This window comes from Streptomyces sp. NPDC056231 (assembly GCF_048270745.1).
In the GTDB taxonomy this organism is placed as follows: Bacteria; Actinomycetota; Actinomycetes; order Streptomycetales; family Streptomycetaceae; genus Streptomyces.
Genome location: NZ_JBLVKW010000057.1, coordinates 15,759 through 29,814, shown reverse-complemented (window position 1 = coordinate 29,814; position 14,056 = coordinate 15,759). Strand labels below are relative to the sequence as shown.

Here is a 14,056-nt window from a genome sequence, read left to right as displayed (position 1 = left end):
GAGAGCGCCCGGGGACGCGGACGCGGTCAGTCCGCGGACCCCGGGGCGTACGTCCCGAAGCTCCACACATTGCCCTCCGCATCACGCGCCATGTAGTCGCGCGACCCGTAGTCCTGATCCGTGGGCGGCATCAGGATCTCCACGCCGTACTCCACGGCCCGCGCATGGTGCGCATCGACCTCGTCCACCACGACGTACACCCCGCTCGGTCCGGCATCCGTCATCGCCTCGGCGAAGATCCCCCCGCGCCCCTTGGAGCCCAGCATCACCCTGCCGTTGCCGCAGGACAGCTCCGCGTGCAGCACCGTGCCGCTCTCGCCCTCGTACACCGCTTCCTCGGTGAACCCCAGCCCCTCCGTCAGCGTCCTGATCGCGGCCTTCGCGTCGTCGTACAGAATCGTCGGATAGATCGTCGGAACCCCGGCCGGTGCGCCCGCCATGGCGCTCACCTCTTTCGCTCTCCATGGTGATCTGCGTCTCAGTGTTCCGTCGGTCATCGGCAGCGGACCGGCCGCGCGGCCGTTTCACCGGAGGGTGGTGGAGTCGGCCATGCCGCCGCTGCGGAAACCGGTGGTGAACCACTGCTGCCGCTGCGCCGTCGAGCCGTGCGCCCAGGACTCCGGCGCCACTCTCCGTCCGGCCGCGGCTGCCTCACTGCACTGCGCCGAGTATCGGATAGTTCACACCGCTATGCCTGTTCTGGTCGCCGGATGGAGTCAGGAGGGCGGCGCCGGAGGGCGTTCCGGGCGAGTGATCGGCAAATGCCGTAGGAGCATGCGGAAAAGCAGTTGCACACCGCCAGTAGAATGGCCTGTATGGCAATTCTCCTTGTGCATGAGTAGCGGCGTCGAGTCGAGACTCTGAAGTCGTCCCGTCCGCCGTCCAACCCGCCCTGGAGTTTTTCCGTGATCACCGCTTCCGGTATCGAGCTGCGTGCCGGCGCCCGCATCCTCATCGAGTCCGCCAACTTCCGTATCGCCAAGGGCGACCGCATCGGCCTCGTCGGCCGCAACGGAGCGGGCAAGACCACTCTCACCAAGTGCCTCGCCGGCGAGGGCGCACCGGCCGGCGGCACCATCACCCGCTCCGGTGAGGTCGGCTACCTCCCGCAGGACCCGCGCACCGGTGATCTCGACGTCCTCGCCCGCGACCGCATCCTGTCCGCCCGTGGGCTGGACGAGATCCTGCGCAAGATGCGTGAGAACGAGGACCGGATGGCGAACGGCAAGGGTGCCACCCGCGAGAAGGCGATGAAGAAGTACGAGCGGCTGGAGACGGAGTTCCTCACCAAGGGCGGTTACGCCGCCGAGGCCGAGGCCGCCACCATCGCCGCCGCGCTCAGCCTGCCCGACCGGGTGCTCGGACAGCCGCTCCACACGCTCTCCGGCGGTCAGCGCCGCCGCGTCGAGCTGGCCCGCATCCTGTTCTCGGACGCCGACACCCTGCTCCTCGACGAGCCGACGAACCACCTCGACGCCGACTCCATCGTCTGGCTGCGCGACTACCTGAAGACCTACCGCGGCGGCTTCGTCGTGATCTCCCACGATGTCGACCTCGTCGAGACGGTCGTCAACAAGGTCTTCTACCTCGATGCCAACCGCTCGCAGATCGACATCTACAACATGGGCTGGAAGCTCTACCAGCAGCAGCGCGAGGCCGACGAGAAGCGTCGCAAGCGTGAGCGTCAGAACGCCGAGAAGAAGGCTGCCGCGCTCAACTCGCAGGCCGACAAGATGCGCGCCAAGGCGACCAAGACCGTCGCCGCGCAGAACATGGCCAAGCGCGCCGAGCGGCTGCTCTCCGGCCTGGAGGCGGTCCGGGTCTCCGACAAGGTCGCCAAGCTGCGCTTCCCCGAGCCCTCGCCGTGCGGCAAGACCCCTCTGATGGCGGAGGGGCTGTCCAAGTCCTACGGTTCGCTCGAAATCTTCACCGACGTGAACCTCGCCATCGACAAGGGCTCTCGCGTCGTCATCCTCGGCCTCAACGGTGCGGGCAAGACCACCCTGCTCCGGCTCCTCGGCGGTGCCGAGAAGCCCGACACCGGCGAGGTCATCGAGGGCCACGGGCTCAAGCTCGGCTACTACGCCCAGGAGCACGAGACCCTCGACCCGGAGCGCACGGTTCTGGAGAACATGCGCTCCGCCGCCCCGGATCTCGACCTCGTCGAGGTCCGCAAGACGCTGGGCTCGTTCCTCTTCTCCGGCGACGACGTCGACAAGCCGGCCGGCGTGCTCTCCGGCGGTGAGAAGACCCGTCTGGCGCTCGCGACCCTGGTGGTCTCCTCCGCCAATGTGCTGCTCCTCGACGAGCCGACGAACAACCTCGACCCGGCCAGCCGCGAGGAGATCCTCGGCGCGCTGCGCACGTACAAGGGCGCGGTCGTCCTCGTCACGCACGACGAGGGTGCGGTCGAGGCGCTCCAGCCGGAGCGGATCATCCTGCTGCCGGACGGCGTCGAGGACCTGTGGGGTGCGGACTACCGGGACCTGGTCGCCCTGGCCTGATTCCCGCGGTCCGGGCGGTTTCCCTGCCCGCTGCCGGCTGATCCATTCCGACTGGATCATTCGGCCTACGCGTGATCCATCATCCGTGTGAGGACCTCTCGTACCTCGGCGCGGCGCCCGGCAGATACCTGCCGGGCGCACCCATGTGGGGCCGATTCCCCTCATACGGCCCTGACCTGGCTCTTCGTCTCAACTCGGTGCCGAACCGCCCTCGAAGCCCGGCAGAATGCGGGATTCCGCTCGTGAAGACGTATTCCCGGGGTGCGAAACCGGTTGTACGGACCTTGCCGAATGGGTGGCCAGGAAGCCCGCGAGGGGTGATCATGAGAATCCAGAGCGCACTTCCCATGAGGAGGCACGGGTGGCCGAGACTCTGAAGAAGGGCAGCCGGGTGACCGGCACCGCGCGCGACAAGCTCGCGGCAGACCTGAAGAAGAAGTACGACTCCGGTGCGAGCATCCGGGCGTTGGCCGAAGAGACCGGCCGCTCCTACGGATTCGTCCACCGGATGCTCAGCGAGTCCGGAGTCACGCTGCGGGGACGCGGCGGAGCGACACGGGGCAAGAAGGCTGCGACGGCCTGACGGCCTCAGGCCGTGTCGTCGAACTGCCGTCTGCCGCCCTTGGGGCAGGCGGGACTTTCGAAACACGCCCTAGGGGATCGGGACACGTCGCAGGACGGACGTGCCCCGAGGGCTCACCGGTTTCGGGCGGTGGCCACCCGGTCGGCCATGTGACCGACCGGGTGGTTACTGTTCAGTCACTTAGCTCGACATGCTGACTGCACCCGACCCGGAGGCGCCCCATGACCTCGTTCGACTCTGTGCTCGACCAGGACGGCGTACGACTCACCGTCGATGACGCGGTTGCCACGGTGACCCTCACCAATCCGGCCAAGCGCAACGCTCAGTCCCCCGCTCTGTGGCGGGCGTTGACGGAGGCCGGACGGGCGCTGCCCGGCAGCGTGCGGGTCGTCGTGCTCCGTGGTGAGGGCAAGTCCTTCTCCGCGGGGCTCGACCGGCAGGCGTTCAGCCCCGAGGGGTTCGACGGTGAGCCGTCCTTCCTCGACCTGGCACGCGGCAAGGATTCCGAGCTCGACGCGACCATCGCCGAATACCAGGAGGCGTTCACCTGGTGGCGCCGCAACGACATTGTGTCGGTCGCGGCGGTCCAGGGGCATGCGATCGGCGCCGGCTTCCAGCTCGCTCTCGCCTGCGATCTGCGGATCGTCGCCGAGGACGTGCAGTTCGCCATGCGTGAGACCAGTCTCGGTCTGGTCCCCGACCTCACCGGCACACACCCTCTGGTGCACCTGGTCGGGTATGCCCGCGCGCTCGAAATCTGCGCCACCGGCCGCTTCGTCCACGCGGAGGAGGCCGAGCGCACCGGTCTCGCCAACCTCGTGGTCCCCGCCGACGAGCTCGACGCGGCGACCCGTGAACTGTCCGCGGCGCTGCTGGCGGCCCCGCGTGACGCCGTCGTCGAGACCAAGGCGCTGCTGAGCGGTGCGGTCTCGCGTACATACGAGGACCAGCGCACCGCCGAGCGCGCGGCCCAGGGCCGCCGTCTCCGCGACCTCGCGGGTCTCACGGACTGAGGGCATGGCACCGGGCGTCCCCCAGCGGGAACCGCCCGGTCACTCCGTGTGCGCCGCGGTGGCGGCGGTTCAGAGTGCCCGGCAGTAGGCTTCGCGGCGTCGCGGGGCCGGCGCACGCACCTCGCGGCGTTGTCGTCAATCACCAACTCCCCCATAGCCCCAAAGGCATGGGGGGACCCCCTTCGCGTTGGCTCAATCCTCCGCCTTGCGAAGCACGCACCCCAGCCCCGCTCCTTCACCCGCGCTGCCTACTGCCGGGCACTCTCAGGTGCACTTCGTCCGCTCATCCCGCGTCCACCACCGAGGTGACCAGCACAGTCACCGGTGGATGTCCGTCCACGGCGTCCGCCACCGCCGTTCGCACCGCCAGCGCCACATCGAGCGCCCGGTGGTTCGCGTCCGTCGCCAGCTCGACCCGCACATGGTCCGCGGCCGTGTGCACCGCGCTGCCCAGCACACGGGTCAGCTTGACGACACCGGGGACCGCGGCCGCCGCCGTCCCTGCCGCGCCCTCCGGCTCCGCCCCGGGCACCGCGGCGGGCGCTGGGGCCGTCCGGTCAGGGACGGTGTCCAGCAGCTCCGTCACCTGTAGATCCACCTCGCCGACCACCAGGCCGAGCCGTTGCACGGCCGCCGTCAGCAGGACCGAGCGCAGGGCGGCCGCGGCGGCGGGCAGCGGCCGGTCGGCCGTCGCCGACATCGTCGCCCCGATCCGCAGTGGCCCGGGCGGCAGCGCGCTCGGCGGCGACGGCAGCGAAGGGTCCGGGGCCGCGTCCGGGTCAGCCACGGTGATCCGTACGTGCCCGAGCACCGGGCCGGTTTCCGATGCGCCCACCGAGCGCCGCAGCACCGAGATCACGGCCCGCTCGGCGATCCACGCACCGTCCGCCGGACCACCCAGGGGGAGCAGTCTGCCCAGGCCGAGCCTCTGCCGTACCGCCGTCGTCCACCCGTCGGCCCTGTGCGGGCTGTCAGCCGTCGTCATTGCCCCAGCCTGCCGCATCCACGGCGCGAGACGGGGCAAGCGCACTTAGTGTGGGCAAGGAAGTCCAACCCTGCCCCGAAGGGAAGAGTGGCGATGACCGACACCCCGCAGCGGAACCGGCCCGAGAACCCCGACAGTGCGACGGGGGACGACGCCAGGAAGAGTCCGCTGACCAAGCGCGGCGGTGGAGATCCCGCCACCCGCGGCCGTACCACCATCGCGGACGGTGTGGTCGAGAAGATCGCCGGTATGGCGGCGCGCGACGTGGTCGGTGTCAACGCGATGGGCAGCGGCCTGTCCCGTACCTTCGGCGCGGTGCGCGATCGGGTCCCCGGGGGCGGCAAATCGGTCACCCGCGGCGTCAAGGCGGAGGTCGGTGAGTCGCAGACCGCCCTCGACCTGGAGATCGTCGTCGACTACGGCGTGTCGATCGCCGATGTCGCCCGTGACGTACGGGAGAACGTCATCGCGGCGGTCGAGCGGATGACGGGCCTCGAGGTCGTCGAGGTCAATATTGCGGTCAGCGATGTGAAGCTGCCCGACGAGGAGGAAGAGGACCGTTCCGAGCCACGTCTCCAGTAGGCCTTCGAGCCGAGGCAGTTGAGGAGCGCACGATGAGCATGGCTGTGGTCGGCATGGTGGCCGGCATGGCGCTCGCATTCGCCGGGTACTTCGGCGGGTTCGGGGCCTTTCTGCTTGTCGCCGCACTGGGAGCGATCGGCTACGTCGCCGGTCGCTTCCTGGACGGCGATCTGGAACCCGGCGACTTCTTCCGGAGTCGCGAGCGCGGCGACCGACGGCGGTGACGGCGTTGTCGGGGGTACTCGGCCGGGTTCCTGCCTCGGAACGGGGCGAGACCCGGATCGCCGACCGGGTTGTCGCGAAGATCGCCGCACAGGCGGCGAAGGAGGCTGTCATCGAGCCGCCGCGGGAGGGTGCCTCGCCGCGCGCCACGGTCACGGTGCACCGTGACACCGCCCGGGTACGGGTCAGTCTGGAGCTTGGATATCCCACCGACATCGGCCGCCAGTGCGGTGCCGTGCGTCGGCACGTCATCGAACGGGTAAAGGCGTTGGCGGGGATGGAAGTGCCCGAAGTGGCCGTACAGGTCGAGCGTCTGCACCCCGCGGGAGCGAGCGCCGCGGCACAGGGGAGGATCCGATGACCGAGCCCCAGGAGCCGGAGAACAGCACGCGGCGCCCGCCCGCCGGCGACCCCGTGGAACGCGGAGGCGGACTGGCTCTCGACCAGTCCGCCTCCGCCGCGGCGTACGACCCGGCGCCGGTGAAGGAGCACAGCGGCGGCAGCGCCGGCCGCTTCTGGTCCGCGCGCCGCATCCCGGCCGGGCTCCTCGCGCTGGTGATCCTCGGCGGATCCGGCCTGCTGCTGTACGACGTGGCGGCCGTACGGGCCCATCACCCGGCCATGCACTGGCGCCGCGCGCTCGCCGACGACCTGGCGGAGCGGCCGCTGGACAATGTGTGGGTGGTGACCGGTGCCGCGCTCGCGACGGCGATCGGTGTGTGGCTGATCGTGCTCGCCGCCACGCCCGGTCTGCGCGATGTGCTGCCGATGCGCCGCGACCGTCCGGGGGTACGGGCCGGGCTCGACCGGACCGCCGCCGCCCTGGTCCTGCGCGACCGGGCCATGGAGGTGTCCGGCGTGCAGTCGGTGTGGGTCCGGATGGGGCGCGCCAAGGTCGCGGTGCGTGCCGTGTCGCACTTCCGCGAACTCGACGACGTGCGGGCCGACCTGGACACCGTGCTGGGCGCGGGGATCGAGGAACTGGGCCTGGCGAAGCCGCCGAGCCTGTCCGTGTATGTCCGCCGTCCGGCGAAGAAGGGGTGACCGCCGTGCTCAGGACCGTCAACCGGGTACTGCTCGCACTGGCCGGGCTGGTGCTGATCTGCGGCGGCGGCGCGGTGCTCGCCGCCGGGCTCGGCCTTTCCGTGCCGCCCTGGTGGCCGTGGCACGGCAGGGCCGATGTGCTGCTCAGCAGGGCCGACCGGGACCGCTGGCGTGCCGACGGCTGGTGGTGGCCGACCGTACTCGTGGTCCTCGCGGTCCTCGTCGTCCTCGCGTTGTGGTGGTTCCTCGCCCAGCTCCGCCGCGCCCGCCTCGCCGAGGTGCTGGTCGACAGCGGCGACGGCGAGGGGGCGCTGTTGCGCGGCCGGGCCCTGGAAGGCGTGCTCGCCGCGGAGGCGGGGACGCTGGACGGGGTGGCCCGCGCCCAGGTGATGCTGGTCGGCCGGCGCAGCACGCCGCAGGCGCGGATCCGACTGCTGATGGAACCGCACGCGGTACCGGACGAGGCCCTCGGCCGCCTCACGGACGAGGCCCTGGCTCACGCGAGGGACTCGGCGGGCCTGGCGGAACTGCCGGCGGAAGTACGGCTGAGGGCTGTCAAGCACCGTGCGGAACGAGTGAGTTGAGGGCGGGGACGTCCGGCAGCGGCAGAATCGGGCCCTCTCAGAACCCGTGCCGCGACCCGCCGTCCACCGGCACCATGATCCCCGTCAGATACGACGCCGCGGGCGACAGCAGGAACGCCGCCGTCCGCCCGAATTCCTCCGGCGTACCGTACCGGCGCAACGGAATCCGCGCCTCGGCCGCCGTGCGCGAAGCCTCCGCGTCGCCGGACAGCGCGTCCAGCTCCCGCACCCGGTCCGTGTCGATCCGGGACGGCAGCACGCCCACCACACGGATGCCCCGTGGGCCGAGCTCGTCGGCCAGGGACTTGGCGAACCCGGCCAGGCCCGGACGCAGACCGTTCGAAATGGTCAGCCCGGCGATCGGCTCGTGGACCGAGCCGGAGAGCACGAAGCCGATGACCCCGCCCTCGCCGAGCGTCGCAGCCGCCGTGCGCGCCAGCCGTACCGCGCCCAGGAACACCGAGTCGAACGCCGACTGCCACTGCTCGTCCGTGTTGTCGGCGACGAATCCGGGCGCAGGTCCGCCGACGCTGATCAGAATGCCGTCGAGCCGCCCGAACCGCTCATGGGCGGCGTCCACCAGACGCTGCGCCGCGCCGGGCTCCCCGTTGTCGGCGGCCACGCCGACCACGTCCGGTCCCAGTTCGGCGGCGGCCGCCTCGGCCCGCTTCCCGTCCCGCCCGGTGATGATCACCTTCGCGCCGTCCGCCGCAAGCTCCCGCGCGGCGGCATGGCCAAGCCCCCGGGTCGCGCCGGTCACGATGTACACACGGTCCTTCAGCCCAAGATCCATGGACCCTATCCTGCCGCGTCGGCTTCCAGCATGTCGCACCCGGCCAGCGAAACGGCGGTGCCCACCAGTCCGATGTGGCTGAACGCCTGCGGGAAGTTGCCCAGTTGCCGCCGTGCCACGGTGTCGTACTCCTCGGCGAGCAGCCCGACATCGTTGCGCAGCGCGAGGAGCCGCTCGAAGAGTTCCGTGGCTTCCTCGGTGCGCCCGATCAGGCGCAGCGCGTCAGCCAGCCAGAATGAGCACGCCAGGAACGCCCCTTCGCCGCCCGGCAGCCCGTCGATCGAGCCGCCGTCCGTGCTGTAGCGGCGGATCAGCCCGTTGCTGCCCAGCTCGGCCCGGACCGCGTCGACCGTTCCGACGATTCGCGGATCGTCCGGCGGCAGGAAGCCGGTCCGGGCGATCAGCAGCGTCGCGGCGTCCAGCTCCCGGGAGCCGTACGACTGCGTGAAGGTGTTCCGTACCGGGTCGTACCCCTTCTCGCACACTTCCCGGTGCACGGCGTCCCGCATCGCCCGCCACCGGTCGGCGTCCCCGGCCAGCGACGGGTTGGCCTCCAGGTTGCGCACCGCGCGGTCGGCGGCGACCCAGGCCATCACCTTCGAGTGCACGAAGTGGCGGCGCTGGCCGCGGATCTCCCACAGCCCCTCGTCCGGCTCGCGCCAGGTGGACTCCAGGAAGCCGAGCAGGCTGAGCTGCAGGCTCCAGGCGTGCGGTTGGTCGGGCATGCCCGCTTCACGCGCCAGTCGGAGCGAGTCGATGACCTCTCCGTACACATCGAGCTGCCGCTGCCGGACCGCCGCGTTGCCGATCCGGACCGGGCTGGAGTTCCCGTATCCGCGCAGCCACGGCAGCTCCACCTCGGGCAGCCGTCGTTCGCCCGACAGGCCGTACATGATCTGCAGGTCGGCCGGGTCCCCGGCGACGGCGCGCAGCAGCCAGTCCCGCCAGGCGGCGGCCTCCTCCACATAGCCGGCCGAGATCAACGCGTTGAGCACCAGGGTGGAGTCCCGCAGCCAGCAGAAGCGGTAGTCCCAGTTCCGTACGCCGCCGATCTCCTCCGGCAGCGAGGTGGTGGCGGCCGCCACGATGCCGCCGGTCGGCGCGAAGGTGAGCGCCTTGAGGGTGATCAGCGAGCGGATCACGGCCTCCCGGTACGGGCCCCGGTACTTGCAGCGGGCCGACCAATCGGCCCAGTCGGACAGGGTGTTCTTCAGCGCCTCGTGCGGATCGACGAGATCGGGGCGCGGCGAGTGCGAGGGATGCCAGGTCAGTACGAACGCCACCTGCTCGCCCGCGGAGACGGTGAACGACGAGCAGGTGGAGAACTCCTGGCCCCACGTCTTGACCGGCGGCTCGCTGCGCAGCCAGACCGAGTCGGGTCCGGCGACCGCCACCCGGTGGCCCCGCGCGCGGCGCACCCACGGCACGATGGAGCCGAAGTCGAAGCGCAGCCGGATCACGGAGGCCATGTCGACGGTGCCGCTGACCCCCTCGACGATCCGCATGACATCGGGTTCACGGTCGCGCTGCGGCATGAAGTCGATGACCTTGACGGTGCCGGTGCGGGTCTCCCAGAACGTCTCCAGGACGAGGGAGTCGCCTGCGTAGCCGCGCCGGGTGCAGGTCTCCGCGCCCTTCGGGGCGATGCGCCAGTGGCCGTTGTCCTCGTCGCCGAGCAGGGCGGCGAAACAGGCGCCCGAGTCGAAGCGGGGCAGACAGAGCCAGTCCACAGAACCGTTCCTGCCGACCAGTGCGGCTGTCTGCAGATCGCCGATGAGGGCGTAGTCCTCGATGCGTGGGGTCACGTTCTGCCGTGTTCCCGCACCGGGGGCACGCTAAGCAGCCGATGTCCCACAGGCGGCCGCACGCCCGACATCACCGGCTCGTGGACATGGTGGCGGGCCGTCGCCGGGCAGGGCTGCTCAGGCAGTCGCGGGCGCGGGCTTCTCCGGCTGTTCCTGTTCCGGGCCGCCTGCTGCCCCGGCCCTGGCCGCAGCCTCCATCCGGTCGCGCTTCTCACGCCGGGCCAGCACCACGTATCCGGCAGGGACACCAGCGGCGAACAGCCACCACTGGACCGCGTACGCCATGTGCGGACCGATGGAGCTGTCGTCCGGCGCCTCGATCAGCTCCGGAACGTCGCCGCGCGGTTCGGGGGCGGTCTGCTCGATGTAGCCGCCGAGGACCGGCCGGGAGAGCGCCTTGGCCTGCTGGGCGCTGTTGATCAGCATCACCTGGCGGTCCGGCAGGTCCGACAGGTCCTTGATGCCGCTGGCGCCCGTCGTCTCGTCGGCCTTGAGCCGTCCCGTGACGGTCACCTCGCCCGTGGGCACGGCCGGGATGTCCGGGAAGGCGTGCTGGTCGTCGGCGGTGGGGATCCAGCCCCGGTTGACCAGGACCGTACCGCCGCCCTTGAGGTCGAGCGGGATCAGGACGTGGAAGCCGACGCTGCCGTCGGTGGACGTCCGGCGGCGCACGACGACCTCGTGCTTCGTGTCGTACGTCCCCGTGGCCGTCACCGCACGCCAGTAGTCGGAGCGCGGGACCGTGTGACCGGGGGAGGTGAGCGTGGCGACCGGAACCGGCTTCGCCTTCAGGTTGTGCGAGATCAGGGAGTTCTGCGCCACTCGGTGCTCATGCCGGTGGAGCTGCCAGAAACCCAGCTCGACCATCGTGGGAATGAGGACGAGGGCGAGGAGGGCGAGGATCAGCCACTGCCGGGTCAACAGGAAGCGGTACACCCCACGACGGTACAACTGCGTCATGGGGTGCATCGCGGAGGGGGTGGCGGACGGTGTCGTGCGACCGGGGCTCAGACTCTGTCGATGATGCCCACCTTCCCCTCTGCGCGAGCGCAGTGCCCCCCGCAGAACCAGTGCCCGTCGACCTCGACACCCTGGCCGATGACCTGGACCCGGCAGTGCTCACAGATGGGTGCCATCCGGTGAATGGCGCAGGCGAAGCAGTCGAAGACATGCACTGCGCCCTGCGCGTGCACCTCGAACGACATGCCGTAGTCGTTTCCGCAAACCTCACAACGTGCCATGCGCCACAGGGTGGGACGCGGGGACGCCGGGCGGCGAGCGGCGTACGGGCGAGTCGCCCCCGGTTCACTCCGATGACGGCGTCGGCAGAGCAGCAGCCACGGGCGCCCCGGTCGTCGCCGACGCCTCGGCCACATCTCTCAGCAGGTGGGTGAAGGCGCTCTCGTCCACGATCGGCGTGCCGAACGCCTTGGCCTTCACCGTCTTCGATGTTGCCGCGTCCGGGTCGTTGGTGACCAGCAGGCTGGTCAGCCGGGAGACGCTGGTCGCCACATGCAGCCCGGCCTCGACCGACCGGTCCTCCAGCAGCTCACGGTCTATGGAGGTGTCCCCGGAGAACGCCACACGCATGCCCTGCATGAGCGGTTTGTCCTTGTCGTACCGCCCGGGGTTCGGATACGGGCAGGCGGGCCGCTTCCGGGAAGGGCGCCAGCTGTTCTGGTTGCCGTACGAGGGCTGATAGCCGACCCGCGGGGTCACCGGGGAGTCCGACCACTCTGTCAGTGGGCGGCACTCCAGCAGCGGTAGCCGCACCCCGTCGCGCGCGGCCGCATGCAGACTCGGCCGGAACGCCTCGGCCAGCACCCGGGCGTCGTCCAGCGCGTGGTGCGCACGCTGCTGCACGACTCCGAAATGCGCGGCCAGCGACTCCAGCTTGTGATTGGGCAGCGGCAGCCGCAGCTCCTTGGAGAGCGCGATCGTGCAGAGCCGCTGCTCGACCGGGGCGACGGCCGCTGCGCGGGCGTACTCCCGGGCCAGCATCGACCAGTCGAAGGCGGCGTTGTGCGCGACCAGAACCCGGCCCGCGAGGCGCTCCGACAGTGCGGCGGAGATCTCCGGGAAGAGCGGGGCTCCGTCCAGGACATCGCTGGTCAGACCGTGAATCCAGACGGGGCCGGGGTCCCGCTCCGGGTTGACCAGGGTGTACCAGTGGTCCTCGACATTGCCCTGCGCGTCCAGCCGGTAGACGGCAGCGGAGATTATCCGGTCGTCGCGGGCGAGTCCGGTGGTCTCCACGTCGACGACCGCGTACCCCTGCGGGTAGGCGGTCGGCCACGGTGCTGCGGTCTGGCGGTCGTCGAGCATGGTCACAGAGAATACGGGCCGGTACTGACAGCCCCCTATTCGGGAGCCCTCTGTTCGACCGGTCCGGGGTAGGGCGTGCGACAGAAGCCCATGTCGATCGTGGTCACGGCCGGGCAGCGCGGCGACTCCCCGCAGTTCGAGCCCGTCCTGACGTGGTCGTGACCAGCTGTCATACGAAACCGGCCAGGATGGCGCGTGAGCTTCAGGAATTCATCGCGGCTCGGTCGGACTCGCTGCGAAGAACGCAGAATTCGTTGCCTTCGGGGTCGGCGAGGACTGCCCAGCCAGAGCCATCGGAATTCCGGTGATCGGTGACAAAGGTGGCACCGATCCCCAGCAGCCGTTCCACCTCCTGCTCACGCGAGGTCTCAGGGCGCAGACACAGATGGATCCGGTTCTTGATCTTCTTGGGCTCGGGCACCTGGTTGAAGTGCAGCACCGGGCCCTCCGCCAGCAGCACCTGAGTCTCCCGGTCGCCCGGTTTGCCCTCCGGATGCAGGGGACGGCCCGTCACCCTGCTCCAGAACCGGGCCAGCTCGTAGGCATCCGCACAGTCAATCGCCACGTTCTGCAAAACCGAAACCATGCGCGCCAGCCTTCCTGACTTCCACGATGGGCGCCACCGAGTTGCGCTCATCGTTCGCGCACACGAGGGCCTGCGGATCGCGTACGCCGGACTCCCGCTCGACGAGATCGCGGCGATGGTCGGCGGCAACGCGGCCCGCGTCTACGGCTTCGACCTGGCCGCGCTCGACCGTATCGCCGCAACCGTCGGCCCGGCGGTCGAGGAGATCGCCGAGCCCCTTACCGAGGTCCCGGCCGACGCGACCGGTCCGGGCTTCGCGCCGGGCGGGTCGGTCCGCGTCTGGTGACGGGGAGGGGTGAGACCATCCCCGGGTGACGGATACCCAGGCGCATCACGAGCCCCACGGCAACGGCCTGGGCGCACGGCTGAACTGGCTGCGCGCCGCGGTCCTCGGAGCCAACGACGGTGTGGTCTCCACCGCGGGCCTCGTCGTCGGTGTCGCCGGAGCCACCGACGACCGCGGCGTCCTGCTGACAGCGGGCCTGGCCGGGCTGCTGGCCGGTTCGATGTCGATGGCGGCGGGCGAATACGTATCGGTCTCCACCCAGCGCGACTCGGAACAGGCTGCGCTGGCCACCGAGAATCGGGAGCTGAAGGAGACCCCGGAGGCGGAACTCGTTGAACTGACCGGCCTGTTGGAGGGCAAGGGCCTCAGCCGTGAAGTCGCCCGTGAGGCCGCCCTCCAGCTCACCGACCGCGACGCGTTGCGCGCCCACGCGGAGGTCGAGCTGGGCATCAACCCGGACGCCCTGACGAACCCCTGGCACGCGGCGGGCGCCAGCTTCCTGGCGTTCACGGTGGGTGCCCTGCTGCCCCTGCTGGCGATCGTGCTGCCGCCGTCGTCGGTACGCCTGGTCGTCACGGTCCTGGCGGTCCTGGCCGCGCTGGCGCTCACGGGGTGGTGGAGCGCACGGCTGGGCGACGCGGCGGCGGGGCGCGCGATGCTGCGGAACATGGGCGGGGGCGCGGTGGCGATGGCGGTGACCTATGCGGCGGGGGCGTTGCTGGGGGCGGTGGGGGTCTAGTGCCC

17 protein-coding genes and 2 pseudogenes are annotated in these 14,056 nt (G+C 70.6%); 10 read left to right on the top strand and 9 right to left on the bottom strand.

The genetic code is table 11. The features are described 5' to 3' along the window. Positions 1 to 26: 26 nt before the first annotated feature. Entirely contained in the window at positions 27 to 440 is a 414-nt protein-coding gene (locus ACNPQM_RS31655) for a VOC family protein (protein WP_418086652.1), read from the bottom strand. Between the two features lie 84 nt (positions 441 to 524). Next, a pseudogene (locus ACNPQM_RS31650) lies at positions 525 to 632 on the bottom strand (neutral zinc metallopeptidase); the annotation flags it as partial. A 273-nt stretch (positions 633 to 905) separates the two neighbouring features. Here ACNPQM_RS31650 and ACNPQM_RS31645 point away from each other — a divergent pair. The 3 genes from ACNPQM_RS31645 to ACNPQM_RS31635 all read left to right on the top strand — a co-directional run bounded on the left by ACNPQM_RS31645 (position 906) and on the right by ACNPQM_RS31635 (position 4,100). Continuing rightward, a complete protein-coding gene (locus ACNPQM_RS31645) occupies positions 906 to 2,504 on the top strand; it encodes an ABC-F family ATP-binding cassette domain-containing protein (protein WP_358860890.1) in 1,599 nt (532 codons plus the stop codon). 361 nt (positions 2,505 to 2,865) lie between these two features. After that, the gene (locus ACNPQM_RS31640; protein ID WP_037691626.1) at positions 2,866 to 3,087 is read left to right on the top strand and encodes a helix-turn-helix domain-containing protein; all 222 of its coding nucleotides are present in this window, start codon (positions 2,866 to 2,868) and stop codon (positions 3,085 to 3,087) included. Positions 3,088 to 3,308: 221 nt separating this feature from the next. Continuing rightward, complete coding sequence (locus ACNPQM_RS31635; protein ID WP_418086651.1) at positions 3,309 to 4,100, top strand: enoyl-CoA hydratase/isomerase family protein; 792 nt, start codon at positions 3,309 to 3,311, stop codon at positions 4,098 to 4,100. Between the two features lie 283 nt (positions 4,101 to 4,383). Here the strand turns inward: ACNPQM_RS31635 and ACNPQM_RS31630 are convergent, their stop codons facing one another. Further along, positions 4,384 to 5,085 (bottom strand): hypothetical protein, encoded by a 702-nt coding sequence (locus ACNPQM_RS31630; RefSeq protein WP_418086650.1) that lies wholly within the window; start codon positions 5,083 to 5,085, stop codon positions 4,384 to 4,386. A gap of 93 nt (positions 5,086 to 5,178) precedes the next feature. Here ACNPQM_RS31630 and ACNPQM_RS31625 point away from each other — a divergent pair, with 93 nt between their 5' ends. Genes ACNPQM_RS31625 through amaP form a run of 5 tightly spaced genes read left to right on the top strand, consistent with a single transcriptional unit; the run spans position 5,179 to position 7,517 of the window. Next, complete coding sequence (locus ACNPQM_RS31625; RefSeq protein WP_358860893.1) at positions 5,179 to 5,667, top strand: Asp23/Gls24 family envelope stress response protein; 489 nt, start codon at positions 5,179 to 5,181, stop codon at positions 5,665 to 5,667. A 32-nt stretch (positions 5,668 to 5,699) separates the two neighbouring features. Beyond that, positions 5,700 to 5,891: a hypothetical protein gene (locus tag ACNPQM_RS31620; RefSeq protein ID WP_358860894.1), complete on the top strand. Its 192-nt coding sequence runs from the start codon at positions 5,700 to 5,702 to the stop codon at positions 5,889 to 5,891. 5 nt (positions 5,892 to 5,896) lie between these two features. Further along, positions 5,897 to 6,250 carry an Asp23/Gls24 family envelope stress response protein gene (locus tag ACNPQM_RS31615; protein ID WP_358860895.1) on the top strand — a complete coding sequence of 118 codons (354 nt, stop codon included), beginning with the start codon at positions 5,897 to 5,899 and terminating at the stop codon, positions 6,248 to 6,250. Next, complete coding sequence (locus ACNPQM_RS31610; RefSeq protein ID WP_358860896.1) at positions 6,247 to 6,933, top strand: DUF6286 domain-containing protein; 687 nt, start codon at positions 6,247 to 6,249, stop codon at positions 6,931 to 6,933. Before ACNPQM_RS31615 ends, ACNPQM_RS31610 begins: the two co-directional genes overlap by 4 nt. Beyond that, a complete protein-coding gene (gene amaP, locus ACNPQM_RS31605) occupies positions 6,930 to 7,517 on the top strand; it encodes an alkaline shock response membrane anchor protein AmaP (protein ID WP_418086649.1) in 588 nt (195 codons plus the stop codon). The genes ACNPQM_RS31610 and amaP overlap by 4 nt, the downstream gene beginning before the upstream one ends. Before the next feature lie 37 nt (positions 7,518 to 7,554). Here the strand turns inward: amaP and ACNPQM_RS31600 are convergent, their stop codons facing one another. The 6 genes from ACNPQM_RS31600 to ACNPQM_RS31575 form a co-directional block, all read right to left on the bottom strand. After that, a complete protein-coding gene (locus ACNPQM_RS31600; protein WP_358860898.1) occupies positions 7,555 to 8,310 on the bottom strand; it encodes an SDR family oxidoreductase in 756 nt (251 codons plus the stop codon). 5 nt (positions 8,311 to 8,315) lie between these two features. Next, positions 8,316 to 10,115: a glycoside hydrolase family 15 protein gene (locus ACNPQM_RS31595; protein WP_418086648.1), complete on the bottom strand. Its 1,800-nt coding sequence runs from the start codon at positions 10,113 to 10,115 to the stop codon at positions 8,316 to 8,318. 117 nt (positions 10,116 to 10,232) lie between these two features. Further along, positions 10,233 to 11,051 carry an SURF1 family protein gene (locus tag ACNPQM_RS31590; RefSeq protein ID WP_418086665.1) on the bottom strand — a complete coding sequence of 273 codons (819 nt, stop codon included), beginning with the start codon at positions 11,049 to 11,051 and terminating at the stop codon, positions 10,233 to 10,235. Between the two features lie 71 nt (positions 11,052 to 11,122). Next, entirely contained in the window at positions 11,123 to 11,356 is a 234-nt protein-coding gene (locus ACNPQM_RS31585; RefSeq protein ID WP_358860900.1) for a hypothetical protein, read from the bottom strand. A 64-nt stretch (positions 11,357 to 11,420) separates the two neighbouring features. Continuing rightward, the gene (locus ACNPQM_RS31580; protein ID WP_418086647.1) at positions 11,421 to 12,446 is read right to left on the bottom strand and encodes a DEDDh family exonuclease; all 1,026 of its coding nucleotides are present in this window, start codon (positions 12,444 to 12,446) and stop codon (positions 11,421 to 11,423) included. A 196-nt stretch (positions 12,447 to 12,642) separates the two neighbouring features. After that, positions 12,643 to 13,026, bottom strand: a complete 384-nt coding sequence (locus ACNPQM_RS31575; protein WP_418086646.1) for a VOC family protein — start codon at positions 13,024 to 13,026, stop codon at positions 12,643 to 12,645. Positions 13,027 to 13,084: 58 nt separating this feature from the next. On the opposite strand from ACNPQM_RS31575, the pseudogene ACNPQM_RS31570 reads away from it, so the two are divergent. Then, positions 13,085 to 13,312 (top strand): annotated as a pseudogene (locus ACNPQM_RS31570) (amidohydrolase); the annotation flags it as partial. A 25-nt stretch (positions 13,313 to 13,337) separates the two neighbouring features. After that, positions 13,338 to 14,051, top strand: a complete 714-nt coding sequence (locus ACNPQM_RS31565; RefSeq protein ID WP_418086645.1) for a VIT1/CCC1 transporter family protein — start codon at positions 13,338 to 13,340, stop codon at positions 14,049 to 14,051. Positions 14,052 to 14,056 lie beyond the last annotated feature (5 nt).